Below are 18,423 nucleotides of genomic sequence, written 5' to 3'. Positions count from 1 at the left end.
TTTTATCTCAATTACAGTTATGTTTAATGTCAGTATCCTAAAAAGGACGCTGACATTAATTTTATAATAATTCTAAACTAGCCAATATAAAGGTTACTAGCAATATTATTCTTCATATGCAAAAGACGCGGCGCAATGTCTTCTTCTAGTTTGCTGCGGCTAAGCATAAAACTGGGCGCGCCGCAATTAAACGTTAGCAAACCCTCGGTTGGGTGCATAAGTGCAGTGGCGACGGCATTGACATCCTTTTGCCATTCGCTGATCGAAAAGCAGTATCCGTATTCCTCATAATCTCTAAAAGCTTTGTCCAGTCCGCGCCTGATCTTGAGCCAATCGTCTTTATACTTACTGCGAATTGCATCAAGGATGAATTCTTGTTCAGCAGGTGGCATACTGGCTAGGCAGGCGCGCCCCATGGAGCTTAAATGAATGGGCAGGTAGGAACCAACATTACGGCGCATGGTAGTAGTACCTGTACTTTGCACCACATTTAAATAAACCATTCTTAGTCGGTCGCGCGTAGCCATGGCAACAGCGCTATTAGCATAATCTGCCAACTCTTCCATATAAGGTGTGGCTAAGTTATTGATAGTCATGTTCGCCATCATCGTGTAGCCGAATCCCAACACCCCAGCTGCAAGCTGATATTTGCTGCTGGTGGTTTGTTTTAGATAGCCGAGTTTTACTAGGGTGTAAGTCAACCGCGTAATCGTGCCTTTGGGAAGCCCTGTTAATTGACTTAATTCTTGATTACCCAAAAAAGGGCGTTGCGGCGTAAAACAGCGCAGCAGCTCAAGACCACGTGCTAAAGCAGTCACAAACTGCCGATCATTTTGATCTTTCATCTCGCTAATAGGTTCTAGTAGCTCGATATGAGCGGTATTACCAGTATTTTCATTATCAAGGGTAGTAGTCATATATGGTTTATTGATCTTAGATAAAAGGTTACCGCTATTATAAGCTATTTCGCTATGTACTATTAAACTCAATAGTATTATGCCTTTTGCGGATCATACTGCTGCTCTTTAATAAATAACGTCGGAATAAGCCCACATAAGAAGTATGCTCCTGCCATAAGTAGTAATCCTGCGCCGATAGAGTTTTGCATGGCCATATAACCGATAGCGACTGGTGCAATAACTGAGCCCAATCGTCCGATATTAAAGGCACCGCCAATGGCCGTACCTCGAATAGCAGTTGGGAAGCTTTCAGTTAAATAAGTGGCGTTAATAGCATAAGGAATACCGTATAAGAATCCAAAAGCTATCATCATCCAGCCGATATTCTCGGGAGTGTGCATATACACGAGTACTGGAATAAACAGCGCAGTACCCATAGTACCAAAAGCAAAGACTATCTTGCGGCCAATCTTATCAGCGACGATGCCCGCTATTAATTTAGCAAACATCATAGTCAAATAAGTACCTGCCATATAAATGGCCATCTCTTTAAACTTAATACCGAGTTCAGTTTCTAGATAGGAGGGTAGCCAGTTACTGACCCCAAAATAGCCAAATAGTAGAAAACCTGAGCTCATAGTCCATAAAATAAATGTCAGACGATGTTTTGGATCTTCAAATATAGCTTTATAAGGGTTTTCACGTTTTGTAATAGTAGTGCTCAAGCCTTTTAGTTTAAGGGCGCGAGCTTCCTGCCAAGAAAGCGGCTCAGGAATAAGAAAATACATCGCTATGGAGAGAATAATAGGTAGAAACGTCAGCAGATATAGGGTGCGCCAGCCATAGCTGGGAATGATCCAAGCTGAGACACTAGTGATCACTAATGATCCTAAGGTAAAACCGGTCATCAATAGCGCCAGTACCGTAGTGCGATGTTTGGTGGGTACCATCTCCGACATCAAAGTATTAGTGGCAATATATAAACTACCTAGACCTAAACAGGCGACGAACCGTAATATTGCAAATTGCTGATAGCTTTGCACAAAACCACTAAACCCCGATAGTAGAGAGAAAGTAGCAGTAGCAATAACGATAACTCGTACGCGCCCAAAACGATCACAGGCCCAGCCGCCAAAAAAGCCGCCAATTGCCATACCTAACAATGACCAACTGCCTAAAGCGCCAGCTTGGACATTGGTCAAGCCAAATTCTAGCTTTAGACTTGAGAGCGTAAAGGCAAGAATACCTATATCGGCTCCATCGCATAACAAAACCAGAAAACAAAAAAAGAAGGCCAGTTTCCAAGGTTGTTTTTGAGTAGTACTTAAAGGGGAGGTTATAGCTGGACTTTTCACAATAAATGTCCTTATTGTTGTGAGAAAGAAACTTGATAGGGATAGTGGCTTTAATCAGGTATCTGCGTCCTAGCAAATACCTTGATACGATTTAATAAACTAAATAGTTTTTAATAGTCAAAGACAGCCAAATAAAAGACAGTTACGCGCAAATAAAAAAGTTACTCGCTGGCTTCTTTGATCATATTACGCGCGATGATAATTTGCTGAATCTGCGTAGTACCTTCGTATAAGCGATACAAGCGTACGTCACGATAAAAACGCTCAATGCCATAATCAGCGATGTAGCCTGCTCCGCCATGAATTTGTACCGCTCTATCAGCCACGCGGCCGCACATCTCGGTGGCAAACATCTTGGCACATGATGATTCGGTAACAACATCCTTACCTTCATCGCGTAGACGTGAGGCGTCTAGTACCATAGATTTAGCCGCATAAATCTCAGCTTTTGAATCAGCGAGCATCGCTTGAATGAGCTGAAAATTAGCAATTGGTTGACCGAACTGTTTACGATCCACAGCATAACGTAGTGCATCGTCTAACATGCGAGAGGCTGCTGCAGTACTTGCTGCCGCGATATGTAAGCGCCCTTTATCAAGAACCTTCATCGCGGTTTTAAAACCAACACCTTCAACGCCACCAATTAACGCATCGGCAGGCACTACGCAATTATCAAAGATAACGTCGCAGGTATGGGCGCCTTTTTGGCCCATTTTTTTATCAATTTTACCCAAAGTAATACCAGGCGTATCGCTCTCAACGATAAAGGCAGAGATACCACCAGCCCTTTTGTTGTTGGGATCGGTGCGTGCCATTACTGTAAATAGACCAGCTTCAGGCGCATTGGTGATATAGCGTTTGCTACCATTGATAACGTAGCTATCGCCGTCTTTAATGGCCGTGGTTCTTAAAGAGGCGGCATCGGAGCCTGCTTCTGGTTCGGTTAGACAAAATGAGCCGATAATTTCACCGCTGGCGAGTCTCGGTAGGTATTTTTGTTTTTGCTCTTCGGTACCATCGATGACCAGACCGGAGGAGCCAATACCATTATTGGTGCCTATCAATGAGCGAAACGCAGGGGAGGTGCGCCCCATCTCAAAAGCGACGATAACCTCTTCTTCCATAGTCAGACCAAGCCCGCCATACTCTTCAGGAATGGTCAACCCAAACAATCCCAACTCGCGCATCTGACTAATAATGTCTTCTGGCAAGCGGTCATTTTCTGCAACCCAGTCTTCTTTAGGTATGAGTTGATTATTTACAAATTGGCGCACGGTATTGACGATGTGGTCGAGGACTTCCTTATCTCTAATCATGTGATTTTCCTTTGTCAGACTGATAGTTAATGTTTCTCGTACAATGAATGTCTTTCATACAAATAGCATAATCGATAATTTATTCAATTACAACACTTTTGGTTCAAAAAACCGCAATGCGGTATTTACGATGGTTAAGATTCCTAATATCTAATATATTTTCAAAATTATCTTCAATTTTTACTTCACAAAGGGGAAAATATAGTATAAATTGATATTTAATATCGCTATGCGGTACTATAGTTTATAATCAATAGATTTTAAGATGATTAGGTTTGAGAACTAATAGAATTAAAAACATAGATTTAAAACACTGTTATTTTGTTCAAGTAAATTATTTAAAGGACAGCATCATGGAAGAGCAAATCATTATTTGTGAAACGTTAGAAAATGGCGTAAGTCTGATAACACTCAATCGTCCCAAAGTTCGTAATGCTTTAAATGCTGAACTACGTGAGCAAATGGCAAAGATTTTCATCCAATTAAATGATGACCCACAAACCAAGGCTATCGTGCTAACTGGCGGCGATAAAGTGTTTGCAGCGGGTGCTGACATCAATGATTTCTTAACCGCAAAAACGGTCGATATTTATCTACGTCGTAGCGAGCAGTATTGGGATGCTATAACCAATTGTCGCAAGCCAATTATTGCAGCGGTCAATGGCTATGCGCTTGGCGGCGGCTGTGAGCTGGCTATGCACGCTGACATTATTGTTGCGGGCAAGTCTGCTAAGTTTGGACAACCAGAAATCAAAATCGGCTTAATGCCAGGAGCTGGCGGCACGCAGCGGCTGTTTCGTGTGCTTGGCAAACACAAAGCCATGAAGCTGATATTAACGGGCGACATGGTAAGCGCTGATGCAGCGGATCAAATGGGACTGGTCTCTGAAGTCGTTGAGGATGAGGCGACTATTAAGCGTGCTATTGAGATTGCTGAACAACTAGCAAGTTATTCACCGATTGCTTTAGAACAAATCAAAGAAGTTGCCAATCTTGGCGTAGATATGCCGCTAGATGCCGCGTTGGCTTTAGAGCGTAAAGCCTTTCAGATTTTGTTTGATACCGAAGATCAAAAAGAAGGGGCGAAAGCTTTTTTGGAAAAGCGTGACGCCAATTATAAAGGTCAGTAACTGGCTGAGAAATAGCAAATATACTTTGAAAACTAGATTATTCAACAAGACGATATAAAACAACAAGAGCTCATAAAGTAACGAGACCATGTAAAGGATTATTATGACTGTTAAATCATTGGCCATTATCGGCACCGGTATTATGGGCATGGGTATTGCGCAAATCGCTGCCCAAGCTGGCATTCAAGTGCTGTTATTTGATGCCAAAGCGGGCGCCGCTACACAAGGCCGCCGTGCCCTACAAGCCACACTCGAAAAATTAGCGGCCAAAGGTAAATTTACTGATGAGCAGCTACAGTCTACTTTGTCCAATCTGACCGTAATTGAAGATATAGCCAAAATCGCTGAGGTAGACGTCGTTATTGAAGCGATTGTTGAGAATTTAGAAATAAAACAACAGCTTTTTAAACAATTAGAAAGCATTGTCCCTGCCGAGACTATTTTGGCAACCAATACCTCATCGCTAGCGGTAACCGCGATTGCCTCCGATTGTGAACACCCAAAGCGCGTAGCAGGATTTCATTTCTTTAATCCCGTGCCACTCATGAAAATCGTGGAAGTTATTCCGGGACTCTCTACTGACCATCGTGTTGTAGAGACGCTTACGGATTTAGCCAAACGCATGGGACATTTAGGGGTCGTCGCAAAAGACACACCAGGTTTTATTGTCAATCATGGAGGCAGAGCTTATGGCACAGAAGCATTAAAAATATTAGGCGAGGGAATCGCTAGCTTTGAAGATATCGATCGTATTTTACGTGAAGGCGCTGGCTTTCGGATGGGGCCATTTGAGCTGCTGGATCTCACTGGTATCGATGTCTCGCATCCGGTCATGGAGTCGATTTATAACCAGTATTACTTTGAACCGCGCTATCGTCCGCATCCCTTGACCCGTCAAATGCTAGAAGGAAAAAAGCTTGGTCGTAAAGTTGGCGAGGGTTTCTATCATTATGAAAACGGTCAAAAAATAACAGCAGACACGCCACAACAATCATCGCTTGAGACATCAGTGTCCAAAGTAGGGTCTGATGTATCAAACATAACGGTTTGGATTGGCGCGGATTTAGTAGAAGATAAAAAACAGCTGGTTGCTCATTTAAACGCTAACAGCATCAATATCGACGACAGTGATAAGCCAAACCCTGACAGCTTAGCATTGCTGGCAATTTACGGCGAAGATACCACCAATGCGGCTATTCGCTATCAAGTGAACCCTCAACAAGCGGTCGCCATTGATATGCTGACTGACTTATCCAAGCATCGTACTTTGATGCCAAGTATCGTTACAGAGGATAAATTTGTGACGCAAGCTTATGCCTTGTTTGGTAGAAATAATAAGTTTGGAAATAGCTTGAATGAAGGCTCAGATGGTGCTTCGCTAATCACCGAAAGCACGGGCTTTGTGGCGCAGCGAGTCGTGGCTATGGTCATTAACTTAGGTTGTGATATGGCGATGCAAGGTATTGCTTCTCCCGAGGATATCGACAATGCCGTCAAGCTTGGATTGGGCTATCCGTATGGTCCTATCTCATGGGGGGACGAGCTTGGTGCCGAGCGTATTTTACTTATCTTAGAGCGTATTTATGGGTTAACAGGTGATCCGCGCTATCGTCCAAGCCCTTGGTTACAACGCCGCGCCAAGTTAGGTATCTCATTATTCACTCAACAGAGCAATTGCCAATGCTAGATTGTTGATGCTAAGAGCTAGACCAATTTAATAAACGCTATATTTTGATAATACAAATTCTTAAAACCCAACAAGGAAAAGTTATGTTAGACGCTTATATTTATGATGGATTAAGAAGTCCTTTCGGTCGTCACGTTGGTGCCTTAGCCACCGTACGTCCTGATGATTTGATTGCTACGGTGATTAAAGATTTAGTTAAAAAGCATCAATTGCCTGATGATATTTTTGATGAAGTTTTGCTCGGTAGTGCTAATCAAGCGGGTGAAGATTCACGCAATATCGCTCGTAATGCCACCTTACTAGCAGGACTTGATGTAAAAACGCCAGCTCAGACCGTCAATCGTCTGTGTGCCTCGGGATTATCCACCGTCGTTGATGCTGCCCGTAGTATTACCTGCAATGAAGGCGATATCATTTTGGCAGGCGGGGTGGAATCTATGACCCGCGCGCCCTTTGTATTTGCCAAGACCGAAAAGCCTTTTAGCCGTGATTTTAAGGTATTTGATACCACCATTGGTACTCGTTTTCCCAATCCTCAGCTTATTAAAGAATTCGGCGGCGATAGCATGCCACAAACGGGAGATAACGTTGCTCATAAATACGGCATTACTCGCGAAGAAGCGGATAAATTTGCCGCCGCTTCGCAAGCTAAATATGAAGCGGCTAAACAAGCTGGATTCTTCGATGAAGAGATTACCCCGATTACCGTCACGCAAGGCAGAAAACTGCCGGATAAAGTAGTAGCAGAGGATGAGCATCCCCGTCCCAGCTCTACTGTGGATGCTTTGCAAAAACTGAAACCTTTAAATGAGAATGGCGTAGTTACGGCAGGGAACGCATCGGGCATTAACGATGGCGCGGCTGCGCTGATTATTGGCTCAAAGCAAGCAGAAGAAAAGTTAGGCTTTAAGCCTATCGCCAAAATTCTATCTTCAGGCGCTATGGGTGTTGAGCCCAGTATTATGGGCGTAGGCCCTGTTGAGGCCATTAAACTGGCATTGAAACGCGCTGATTTGACCCTTGATGATATGTCCATTCTTGAGATTAATGAAGCATTTGCCTCGCAGGTACTGGGCTGTCTAAAAGGTTTAGAGATTGACTTTGATGACCAGCGCGTTAACCCCAATGGCGGGGCGATTGCCGTCGGACACCCGCTTGGCGCATCAGGCGCAAGGCTGGCGTTAACTACCGCGCGTGAGCTACAACGCATAGGTGGACAATACGCAGTGGTCAGTCTATGTATTGGTATTGGGCAAGGGCTTGCCATGGTGATTGAACGAGTCTAACTCCATTAGTACTCTTACCATACTATTTTATTATCAAGGATGACCTTATGACTACGATAACTGACACCACTACCATACTCAACCAACATGAGAACTACCAACAAGCCGAAGAAGCGTATGGTTTTCCTTTGATTATCAAACAGCTGCTAAACCGTGCAAAGATTGCTTCTAATCAGCAAACCATTAGCTATGCCGATAAGGTGACTTATACTTATGCTGAATTTTTTAAGCGGGTTAACCGCTTGGCAAACGTACTTAAAAATATGGGTTTGCAAGCAGGCGATGTGGTTGCGGTCATGGATTGGGACAGTCATCGTTACCTTGAAGCGTATTTTGCCGTGCCCATGTCTGGCATGATTTTACAAACGGTCAATGTACGCTTGGCTGAAGATAAAGTGCTGTACACCATTAACCATGCCAAACCAAAAGCCTTGTTATTAAATGCTGAATTTGAGCCCATGGCTAAAAATTATCGTCATGAAGCCCCTTCTATTGAGAAGATTATCTGGCTCGATGATGCTGGTTTTGATGATGCTAAGTATAGCGATGACAATATAAAAGCTAAGCAAGCTGACATGCCAGATTATGTCGAAGGTGAATATGAAGCCATGCTAGCTGCGGTCAGTGATGAGTTTGATTTTCCAGATTTTGATGAAAATACCATCGCTACCACATTTTATACCAGCGGCACGACGGGCGATCCAAAAGGCGTCTTTTTTACCCATAGACAGATTGTATTACAGACGCTATCGAGTACTCTAGCATCTGCACTCAGTGCCGAAGGTCAAGGCGCTCGCTACAATGATGTCTACATGCCGATGACGCCATTATTCCATGTGCATGCATGGTGTTGGCCTTATGGCGCAACCATGATAGGGCTCAAACAAGTTTATCCAGGGCGATATCTTCCTGAAGTATTGGTCGACTTGATTGAACACCATGAGGTGACCCTCTCACATGGTGTCCCAACCATTTTACAAATGTTAATTAAAGAGATGGCAACACGAGGACGCAAGTTCAACGGTCTTAAGTTGTCAGTAGGGGGCTCCAAATTAAACGAAGGCCTAGCTGAAGCTGCTCTTGAAAGTGGTATAGAGTTTATCTCGGGGTTTGGGATGTCAGAGTCCTGTCCTGTCCTTGCCAGAATGGCATTCGGTGATCAGACAAATACTATGACAACGACAGAACAGATCAATTATCGTTGTCTTTCTGGCTCACCGATTATGCTGGTATCGATGGAGATTTGGGATGAGAATGGCAAAGCCTTACCCATGGATGGTGAGTCGACAGGGGAGCTGGTTGTGCGAGCGCCTTGGCTGACCCAAAGCTATTTTAAGAATGCAGATGCTGGCAATGAGTTATGGCGCGGTGGTTGGATGCATACCCAAGACATTGCCTGTATTAGCCCTGATGGCACGCTAAAAATTACCGATAGACTCAAAGACGTCGTTAAGTCTGGCGGCGAATGGATATCCTCGCTGGAAGTCGAAAATATTTTATCCTTTCATCCGAGCGTTGCTGAAGTGGCCATAATTGGAGTAGCGGATGAAAAATGGGGCGAGCGTCCTTTGGCATTAGTAGTCTTAAAACCTGAGCATGCCGATACCAAAGCGGAAGATATTTTAGCGATAGGTCATCAAGCGGTTGAAAAAGGCTATTTACCAAAGTATGGCGTGCCAAGTGAAATAAAATTCTTAGTAGAAATGCCAAAAACCAGTGTGGGTAAGCTCGATAAGAAAAAGATGCGCATAATGTACACAGAAAAATTGATTTAACCCATATCGATAATTGCAAAAAAATCATTTGAGCTTACTGATAATTTTAACGTTTGTTAATAACACCTGTGTTAACTGGCATGACTAGAAGAGAAAACTATGAAGGCTGTAGCGATATTACCAGAAATACAAGAGACGCTGAATAAAGATGAACACCATCCCATGCATGGTTTTGCAGTTGTTTATTCTCAGCAAGTAGAGTGGGGCGATATGGACTCCTTTGGCCATGTCAATAATGTGGTCTATTACACTTATGCCCAAAACGCTCGTATTCACTATAACACTCAATTAAATCTATTTAATGAAAACACCTTTTCAGTCATGGCAGCGTCTTCCTGTCAATATTTTAAGCCAGTGACTTATCCCGATACCTTATGGATTGGGGTTCGAGTCAAGAAAATTGGCAATGCCAGCGTGATTCATGAATATACCTATTATAGTACGGCTATGAATACTATCGTCGCGAGCGGTGAATCAGTGCTGGTATATCTTGATAAAGCCAGTGGACAAAAGAAAAATATCGATGAGACCAAAAAAGCCACGATTACTGCTTTTGAAAGTTTTAACTAAATTAGGAGGTAATTTTTTTATAAGGAGAGAGTACTGGTATTTATAGGGTTAAAAAATACGGTAACAATAGAGATTTAAAGGGATTTAAATTAACTTAAATGGATTTTAAAACAACACAAGGAATGTGTAAATGATACTTTATATCAAAAAGTTGTCTTTTGGTTTGGTTGTCTTGGGAGCATGTGTACAAGCACAAGCAATAGAGCTTGTCACCAATGGCGATACTACTTTAAGTATCGGTGGTTATGTTAAAGCAGAAGGTATATTTTATTCTCCAGATGAAGGGGAGTCTGAGTTTAAAGGAAGTGGACGGCAATCTCGGATTAATCTTAAAACCACCAAGAACATAGAAGATAAAAAGTTAACAGGGTTTATTGAAGGCGATTTTTATGGCAATGCTGCAAATGGTGGTTCCGACTTGCGGCTTCGCCATGCTTATGCTCAAATCGATGATTTGACAGTCGGTAAAACATGGAATGGTCAATTCTTAGCAGTCTACCCACTTTTGACTGAGCAGCTCGACTTTCGGGGTACGGGTTTTGGCACCATCACTGGTGGTGGTGCTTATATTCGTCCAGATTTGACGGTGCATTATACTCATAAAGGGTTTCGTTTTACAGCGCAAGAACCTGTTGATGAGGAAGCTGACTTGCCTGATCTGGTGATAAGCTACAAGGATGATCTATCTGATCTTAGCTATAATTTGGCGGTCACTGCTCGTGAGGCCAAAAATGGAGAAGATTCGGATATAGGCGTCGGTGTTTCTTTGGCAGGCAAGCTGAAACTAGGCAATGATTCGCTACATGCAAGCGTATATAACGGCAAAGGTATGGGCGTCTATTCTACCGTATGTGTGGGAAGAGCCGTTGATATAACTGGTGATTTAGATTGTGATGCCGAAGACGGTGAGCTTGTATCGCAAACGGGTTACACGGTAGGGTATAGGCATAAATTTACAGAAAAACTGATGAGTAATATGCGCTATGGTGAAATTATGGTAGATGATGAGGCGGATACCTCTGTGAATGTAAAAAGCATCAACCTCATCTATGAATATTTCCCAGATCTAGATATCGGTATTGAGTGGAGAGATCGAAGCGACAAAACGCTTTCACGAGTCAGAAAAGATCAGCAAGTTGAAGTAATGGCCAAATATGAATTCTAAGCTGGATATTTGAGTTTAGAATTAAAAACCGAGAGGCTTAGGCATTATTACTGCCCTCACTCAGCCCACGCCTGAAGCACTAACCAAAGAGATCGCTCGTTGCCGCGAGATGACCGATAAACCTTTCGGCGTCAATTTAACGATCCTACCCTCAATCAATCCGCCTCCGTTTATTACTGAGTGTAATGAGCGTTTAACTATAGCCGCAAGATATATGGAGTAAGCCGATAAAATATCGATGCCACTACTAGTAACAAACGATTTGAAAACACTTTTTTTAATATCTTTATACAGTTTAATAACTTTAATTTCAAAAACTTCATGACTAATAAAAATGCTGCTTTGATTAGATAATTAGCCCTAGGTATAAAGGACTAATGAATTTTACAAAAACAGTAGTAGCCTCTAGCTCATATATATCATAGACATTAGCCATAATACCTAATAAGAAAATATCGTTTAGAGTTTTACATAATGTTCTAATCAAGATTAAACCCAAGTATTTAGCACCTTATATAAATAAAATACTAAATAAGGAAAAGGGACTAATGCTATGTATAATATAGCACTAGGAAAATTTTTCACTTATACGCCTTATTAAGAAGATTTTATTATGCTAAACAAACGTCCGTTGTATATTCCCTTCGCTGGACCAATACTATTAGAAACTCCATTATTAAACAAGGGCAGCGCTTTTTCCTCAGAAGAACGTGATAGCTTTAATTTAACAGGATTGTTACCCCATAATATTGAGACCATCGAAGAGCAATCTCTGCGTGCTTATCATCAAATGCGCTCCTTTACTAGTGATATGGACAAACATATTTACTTACGTAATATTCAAGATACCAATGAAACCTTATTTCATCATTTAATTGAGCAGCATATTGAGGAAGTCATGCCGCTCATATATACCCCAACGGTTGGCCAAGCTTGCGAGAAATTCTCACAAATTTATCGCCGCAAACGCGGTATATTTATCTCTTATCCTGAGCGCCATAAAATCGATGACATGCTGCAAAATGCCACCAAACAAAAAGTAAAAGTGATCGTAGTCACTGACGGTGAGCGTATATTAGGCCTAGGCGATCAAGGCATTGGCGGTATGGGCATTCCCATTGGTAAATTGTCTTTATATACCGCTTGTGGCGGTATTAGTCCCGCTTATTGTCTACCGATCTTATTGGATGTCGGCACCAATAACCAACAACTGCTTGACGACCCTATGTATATGGGCTGGAGAAACCCACGTATCTCAGGCGATGAATATAATGAGTTTGTCGATCTATTTATTCAAGCGGTTAAGCGGCGCTGGCCGGAAGTATTATTGCAATTTGAAGATTTTGCGCAAGAAAACGCGACGCCACTATTAAATAAATATCGCGATCAAATATGCTGCTTTAACGATGATATTCAAGGAACGGCTGCGGTCTCAGTCGGTGCCTTGATTGCCGCCTGTTTAGAAAAAGGTGAAAAGCTTAGTCAACAAAAAATAGCGTTTTTGGGTGCAGGATCCGCAGGCTGCGGTATCGCCGAGCACATTATTCGTCAAATGCAGCGTGAAGGTTTGACTGAGGAGCAGGCGCGCAGTCAGGTATTTATGGTGGATCGTTATGGCCTGCTGACCGATGACATGACAGAACTACAAGCTTTTCAAATACCGTTGGCGCAAAAAAGATCTGCTATTAAGCACTGGGACAAAAGTCAGAAGCTTGGACTGGCGCAAGTGGTTAAGCAGGCAAAGATAACAGTATTGTTCGGCGTCAGCGGGCAAAAAGGTCTATTTACTCAAGAAGTGATTGAAACATTATGCGCTAATACTGAAAATCCAATTGTATTACCGCTATCAAACCCAACGTCTCGTGTCGAAGCCACACCGCAAGAGATAACCAACTGGAGCCAAGGTCGCGCCATTATTGCAACGGGTAGTCCTTTTGCTAATACCACTTATAATGGTCAGTCTTTTGAGGTTTCTCAGTGTAATAACAGCTACATATTTCCAGGTATTGGTTTAGGGGTGTTAATAGCACGGGCGACGGGAATCAGCGATAATATGCTGATGGCGGCAAGCCAAGCCCTAGCAGATATCTCAGTAAAGTATGAAAAAGCTCCTGGTGCTATATTACCGCCCATTAACGTCATCAGAGAGATCAGTGAAAAAATAGCTTATGCAGTAGCATTGCAAGCGGTACAAGATAAGCTTGCCTTACCAGTAACGATAGAGAACCTACAACGTCGATTACAAGCTAACTTCTGGTTACCTAGATATCGTAGTTATCGTCGTACTTCTTTTTAGGCTTATAATCTCGATAAAAAGCCGAATGTTATGTCTATTAGCATTCGGCTTTATCTATTTAATTAACTTTTACCTATCATTGCCATATTTTATCCAAAAACTCAAACCAATTTCTTGCAGTGATTTTTTCGATCAGTGTATCTGAGAAGTGACGCTGTTGCATACGTGCAATTAGCTTATCCATGTCGCTGACATCAGCTAGCTCATCAGGCAACAGACAGCCATCAAAATCCGAGCCAAAACCTACTTGATCCTCACCCAAATGATCCACTAAATAAGCAAGATGATCGACAATCACATCAAGCGAGGTTTGCGTATCGCGCTGCCCGTCGCTACGCAAAAAAGCCACATCAAAATTGATCCCAACGAGACCGCCGCTATCTTTAATAGCAGCCAGTTGTCGATCGGTCAAATTTCTGGCTTGTGGGCATAAGGCGTGCGCGTTGGAATGGGTTGCGACAATGGGCTGTTGAATCACCTCTAACGTATCCCAAAACGCGCGCTCATTCATGTGCGAGACATCGATAATCATGCGCTTTTTACTACACGCTAAAATGAGATCTTTGCCTTGCTTGGTGAGACCTGATCCCGTATCTGGAGAATGCGGAAAAGAGGCATTTAAACCATCCCCAAAGATAGTTTTTCTATTCCAAAGTGGACCGATACTTCTAAGCCCAGCATCATAAAAAGTATCTAATAATTCAGGTTTAATCGCTAAAGCTTCTGCGCCTTCTAAATGTAGGACGATAGCTAATTGTTGATTGTGCTGACAAGCTTTAATTTGCGCCAGCGTGGTACAAATTTGAATCAGGCCTTCAGAGCGATCTTGTAATTGCTGAGCAAGCTTTAATTGTGTATAGCAAATATCAATGACTTGCTGCGGAGTAAAGTCCGAGTCAGAATCGGAATCAGAATTTAAGTTTGATGGGCTTGATAATTTTTCAGGATGATTGTTTTTAACGTAAGCATACGGTGGCAAAAAAATAGAAAATAATCCGCCCATCCAGCCCGCTTGACGACAACGTTGTAAATCTAAGTGCCCCGGTAGCGTGCCATGAATAAAGTCATGCACAGGATCACCTGCAGCACTCAGCCAAAGGCGGGTTAATAAATCATTATGACCATCAAAGATGACAGGCTGAGTATTCATGTTCATCCATTATTGTTAATCTATTAAGGTGCGCGTAGGAATCAGCTGATTCTCACTTAACTGCTTAGAATTTTTCGGATTTCTAAATAATAAATCCTCAAAAGGTACAGGCGCGGCGCTATTTGCACGAGCCTCTTCAATTAGATGATGATAAGGCGATTTACCACACACCGGATCGGCATTGCTCGCGTCCCCTGTGAGCATAAACGCTTGGCAGCGGCAGCCACCATAATCGCGCGCTTTGTCCTCACAATTTTGACAAATATCTGGCATCCAGTCGTCACCGCGAAACTGATTGAAGCTCGCCGACTCATACCAAATATCTGCCAGATTGCTATCTCGTACATTCGGGAACGTTATGGGCAATTGGCGGGCAGCATGGCAGGGCAGAGCCGTACCATCGGGTGCGACAGTTAAGAAAATCTTGCCCCAACCATCCATACAGGCTTTTGGACGCTCCTCGTAATAGTCCGGCACCACAAAAATAAGTTTGCATTTGATGTTTTGCTCTGCAATTTTTTGCCGATACTCATTGGTGATGCGTTCAGCGCGTACTAACTGATCTTTGGTCGGTAATAACCCTTGCAAATTCTCAAACGCCCAACCGTAGAACTGACAAATAGCAAGCTCAACTGTATCGGCTTCAAGCTCTAAGCACAGCTCGATAATCTGTTCAATCTGATCTATGTTTTGTCGATGAATGACGAAGTTAAGCACCATTGGATAGTCGTACTGCTTGACCAGTTGCGCCATCTCATACTTTTGCTCAAAGGCGCGTTTTGATCCTGCCAAGGCATTGTTAACTGTGGGATCGCTCGCTTGGAAACTGATTTGAATATGATCCAAACCCGCTTCTTTTAATTTAGCAATTCGGGCCTCATTCAAGCCCATCCCCGATGTGATCAGGTTAGTGTAAAAACCTTGATTGTGAGCATAAGCGACCAAGTCTTCTAAATCTTGACGAACCAGTGGCTCACCGCCAGAAAACCCAAGTTGTACAGCGCCCATTTGCCGAGCCTGATCAAAGACGTCAAACCATTCTTGCGTGGTCAGTTCTTGCTTATACTGCGCATAATCAACAGGGTTGGAGCAATAAGGACATTGTAGTGGGCAGCGATAGGTCAGCTCAGCGAGGAGCCATAACGGCAGCCCTACGGAAGTCGTCATAATAAATTAATCCAATGTTCACGCTGCGCCACCAGCATATATTCAATAATGTCTTGCTTAATTTCAGGTACATCACCAAACAGGGCTTGCACCTTTTTGATAATATCAGCGATAGAGGCTTGCCCATCAATGTGTTGACCGATGATGCTGGCACTGTCATTGAGTTTGATCATGCCTTCAGGGTAGAGCAGCACATAAGCGTCCTGCGCAGGCTCAAACTGAAACCGATATCCCGGGCGCCATGTGGGCACAAGGGATAAATCCAGCTCGGGTAAACTAACAGGGGTACTCATTTGAATAATCCTTTATGCCAAACTTTATCAGCGGTCACGCTTTGGTAAGGGGCTTGGTTATGCACATAAGCCAAGCTCAAAGCATCTAATATCGTCCACAAGATATCGAGCTTAAACTGTAGAATCTCCAGCATACGCTGTTGTTGTTCAACCGTCTTGAATGAGTCTAAAGTAATGGTGAGACCATGCTCCACATCGCGGCGAGCTTGGCTCAAACGCGAGCGAAAATAGGTATAGCCCTGCTCTTTGATCCAAGGATAGTGCTTTGGCCAAGACTCGAGACGCGACTGATGAATCTGCGGCGCAAACAGCTCTGTAAGTGAGCTACTGGCAGCCTCCCGCCACGTTGCGCGCCGCGCAAAATTCACATAAGCATCGACAGCGAATCGCACACCGGGTAATACCAGCTCTTCGGAGATGACTTGCGCGCGTGTCAGACCCACTGCTTCTGCAAGACCCAACCATGCTTCACGGCCACCGCCATCAGGATAAACTCCATCTTGGTCAATCATGCGTTGAATCCACTCTTGGCGCACACGGTGATCAGGGCAATTGGCCATAATAGCCGCATCTTTTAGGGGAATGTTGATCTGATAGTAAAAGCGATTGGCCACCCAAGCTTGGATCTGCTGCTGCGTCGCGTGCCCTTCATGCATCATGATATGAAAAGGGTGGTAAATATGGTAATACTGACCTTTAGCCAAAATCGCTTGCTCAAACTCTTTTGGGCTTAACGCTGTTTTTTCTTGCATTGTCTTTACCTTACGATTGCTGTTCTTAGCTTATAGTCAATCCCAGATAAAACTGACATATTCAGCCACGTGCTGCTGGTATTAATTTTACTTGCGTGCTGTGTCGTTGCTGCCAGAGGCTGCGCAAAATTAATACCAGCAGCACTGAATGATGACACTTTTAAAGTGACTCTACTATATAAGGTTCTCGCCTTACAATTCTATCTGCATCCCATCAAAAGCCACTTCAACATTATGCGCTTTTAATGTAGCCGCTTGCTTGGATTCTTCATTTAATATCGGATTGGTGTTATTGATATGGATCAGTACTTTACGTGAATTTTCGAGTTGATCTAAATAATTGAGCGAGCCGTTCTCGCCACTAATATGCAAATGACCCATATCTTGCCCCGTTTTGCTGCCGACGCCGCATTCTTGCATCTCATTATCAGTCCAAAGAGTGCCATCGATCATCACGCAATCAGAAGCTTTCATAATCTGCATAATATCATCATCAATTTTACCCAGACCTGGCGCATAGAAGAGTTGTTTTTGGGTTTTTAAATCTTTCACAATCAGCGCGATATTATCGCCATCATAAGGATCATTACGATGTGGCGAGTAGGGCGGTGCGGCACTTTTAATAATCAACGGCATAAATTCTAGATCGCTAAAGCCTGCAATGTTGAAAGTCTTTTTGGGGTCAATTTGATGATATTGTAGGCCGCCATTCCAATGCCTGAGCATATTAAAAATAGGAAATCCGGTGGTGAGATCTTGATGAACCATTTCGGTACACCAGACATCAATAGGACAGCCTTCGCGCAGGGTCAATAGCCCCGTCGTATGATCCAGCTGACTGTCCATTAGGACCACGCTATTGATTCCTGTATCTCTGAGTCCGTGTGCTGGCCACGCCGCCTTAAATTCAAATAATTGCTGGCGAATATCTGGTGAGGCATTAAACAAAATCCAATCTACTCCATTTTCTGATATGGCGATAGAGGATTGGGTTCGGGTCTTAGCTTTAATGGTCCCATGACGCACGCCATGACAATTATGGCAATTGCAATTCCACTGCGGAAAACCGCCACCCGCCGCTGAGCCTAAAACATGAATATACATAAAACGATACTTCCAAAAAAATAAAAGCCCTAATCATCTAGGGCTTTTAAGGGATCAAGATTGATTGGTTCTAACGGGCTTCGAAATACATAGTGACTTCGAAACCAATACGGATATCTTGAAAAGCTGGTTTAGTCCATTTCATAGCAGTACTCCAAAATGTTCTTACTGGCTACTAGGTAAAAGTAGTGTAAGTAGTATATAGGGAATCTTTGATAGTATTCTAATTTGTCCCCTGCTGTCAAATCCATAGCAACAACCGTAGATGGTTTGATTACAAAATTCAATGATAGTCGTCAAAGTAGGCTTATCTTGGCATAAACCACCCTTGGTTGTCAGGTGCAGTGAATACATATTCTCGTAACAAAAATGTAATGAATCAAATCATTAGCGCTGCATCAATAAGGTATAAACTTGACTTGATTGGCAGAATACGAACATTTGATAACTCATCCGCGTTCTGCAAATCGTAAGCTTG

Annotated in this window: 16 protein-coding genes and 1 pseudogene; 8 read left to right on the top strand and 9 right to left on the bottom strand. The window is 43.0% G+C overall.

Annotated elements, in window-relative coordinates:
• Positions 1-77 precede the first annotated feature (77 nt).
• The 3 genes from ACR63N_RS08365 to ACR63N_RS08355 form a co-directional block, all read right to left on the bottom strand.
• Positions 78-917 carry an IclR family transcriptional regulator gene (locus ACR63N_RS08365; protein ID WP_367104300.1) on the bottom strand — a complete coding sequence of 280 codons (840 nt, stop codon included), beginning with the start codon at positions 915-917 and terminating at the stop codon, positions 78-80.
• 77 nt (positions 918-994) lie between these two features.
• Positions 995-2,254, bottom strand: a complete 1,260-nt coding sequence (locus ACR63N_RS08360; RefSeq protein WP_367109186.1) for an MFS transporter — start codon at positions 2,252-2,254, stop codon at positions 995-997.
• A gap of 161 nt (positions 2,255-2,415) precedes the next feature.
• Entirely contained in the window at positions 2,416-3,570 is a 1,155-nt protein-coding gene (locus tag ACR63N_RS08355; protein WP_472781842.1) for an acyl-CoA dehydrogenase family protein, read from the bottom strand.
• A gap of 353 nt (positions 3,571-3,923) precedes the next feature.
• Between ACR63N_RS08355 and ACR63N_RS08350 the strand changes: the two genes are divergently transcribed.
• From ACR63N_RS08350 to ACR63N_RS08315, 8 genes and pseudogenes are all read left to right on the top strand, one after another.
• Positions 3,924-4,700 carry an enoyl-CoA hydratase gene (locus tag ACR63N_RS08350; RefSeq protein WP_367104303.1) on the top strand — a complete coding sequence of 259 codons (777 nt, stop codon included), beginning with the start codon at positions 3,924-3,926 and terminating at the stop codon, positions 4,698-4,700.
• Between the two features lie 103 nt (positions 4,701-4,803).
• Positions 4,804-6,387: a 3-hydroxyacyl-CoA dehydrogenase gene (locus tag ACR63N_RS08345; protein ID WP_472781841.1), complete on the top strand. Its 1,584-nt coding sequence runs from the start codon at positions 4,804-4,806 to the stop codon at positions 6,385-6,387.
• A gap of 83 nt (positions 6,388-6,470) precedes the next feature.
• Positions 6,471-7,673 carry a 3-oxoadipyl-CoA thiolase gene (locus tag ACR63N_RS08340; RefSeq protein ID WP_367104305.1) on the top strand — a complete coding sequence of 401 codons (1,203 nt, stop codon included), beginning with the start codon at positions 6,471-6,473 and terminating at the stop codon, positions 7,671-7,673.
• Positions 7,674-7,720: 47 nt separating this feature from the next.
• A complete protein-coding gene (locus tag ACR63N_RS08335; RefSeq protein WP_472781840.1) occupies positions 7,721-9,448 on the top strand; it encodes a fatty acid--CoA ligase in 1,728 nt (575 codons plus the stop codon).
• Between the two features lie 99 nt (positions 9,449-9,547).
• Entirely contained in the window at positions 9,548-10,018 is a 471-nt protein-coding gene (locus tag ACR63N_RS08330) for an acyl-CoA thioesterase (protein ID WP_367104307.1), read from the top strand.
• A 172-nt stretch (positions 10,019-10,190) separates the two neighbouring features.
• On the top strand, positions 10,191-11,183 hold the full coding sequence (locus ACR63N_RS08325) for a hypothetical protein (RefSeq protein ID WP_472781839.1): 993 nt from the start codon (positions 10,191-10,193) through the stop codon (positions 11,181-11,183).
• 34 nt (positions 11,184-11,217) lie between these two features.
• Positions 11,218-11,355 (top strand): annotated as a pseudogene (locus ACR63N_RS08320) (nitronate monooxygenase); the annotation flags it as partial.
• A gap of 441 nt (positions 11,356-11,796) precedes the next feature.
• Entirely contained in the window at positions 11,797-13,479 is a 1,683-nt protein-coding gene (locus ACR63N_RS08315; protein WP_367109192.1) for an NAD-dependent malic enzyme, read from the top strand.
• Between the two features lie 76 nt (positions 13,480-13,555).
• On the opposite strand, the gene ACR63N_RS08310 is transcribed toward ACR63N_RS08315, so the two are convergent.
• The 6 genes from ACR63N_RS08310 to pqqA all read right to left on the bottom strand — a co-directional run bounded on the left by ACR63N_RS08310 (position 13,556) and on the right by pqqA (position 18,090).
• Positions 13,556-14,635 (bottom strand): dipeptidase, encoded by a 1,080-nt coding sequence (locus tag ACR63N_RS08310; RefSeq protein ID WP_472781838.1) that lies wholly within the window; start codon positions 14,633-14,635, stop codon positions 13,556-13,558.
• Positions 14,636-14,644: 9 nt separating this feature from the next.
• Positions 14,645-15,796, bottom strand: coding sequence for a pyrroloquinoline quinone biosynthesis protein PqqE (gene pqqE, locus ACR63N_RS08305; protein ID WP_367106896.1), 1,152 nt, complete (start codon positions 15,794-15,796; stop codon positions 14,645-14,647).
• Positions 15,793-16,089 carry a pyrroloquinoline quinone biosynthesis peptide chaperone PqqD gene (gene pqqD / locus ACR63N_RS08300; RefSeq protein WP_367104312.1) on the bottom strand — a complete coding sequence of 99 codons (297 nt, stop codon included), beginning with the start codon at positions 16,087-16,089 and terminating at the stop codon, positions 15,793-15,795. Before pqqD ends, pqqE begins: the two co-directional genes overlap by 4 nt.
• Positions 16,086-16,841 (bottom strand): pyrroloquinoline-quinone synthase PqqC, encoded by a 756-nt coding sequence (gene pqqC / locus ACR63N_RS08295; protein ID WP_472781837.1) that lies wholly within the window; start codon positions 16,839-16,841, stop codon positions 16,086-16,088. The genes pqqD and pqqC overlap by 4 nt, the downstream gene beginning before the upstream one ends.
• 192 nt (positions 16,842-17,033) lie before the next feature.
• Positions 17,034-17,945 (bottom strand): pyrroloquinoline quinone biosynthesis protein PqqB, encoded by a 912-nt coding sequence (gene pqqB / locus ACR63N_RS08290; RefSeq protein WP_472781836.1) that lies wholly within the window; start codon positions 17,943-17,945, stop codon positions 17,034-17,036.
• 70 nt (positions 17,946-18,015) lie between these two features.
• Complete coding sequence (pqqA, locus tag ACR63N_RS08285) at positions 18,016-18,090, bottom strand: pyrroloquinoline quinone precursor peptide PqqA (protein WP_201500340.1); 75 nt, start codon at positions 18,088-18,090, stop codon at positions 18,016-18,018.
• Positions 18,091-18,423: the final 333 nt, after the last annotated feature.

This window comes from Psychrobacter sp. M4 (assembly GCF_055699795.1).
This window is presented reverse-complemented; position numbering and strand designations above follow the sequence as displayed.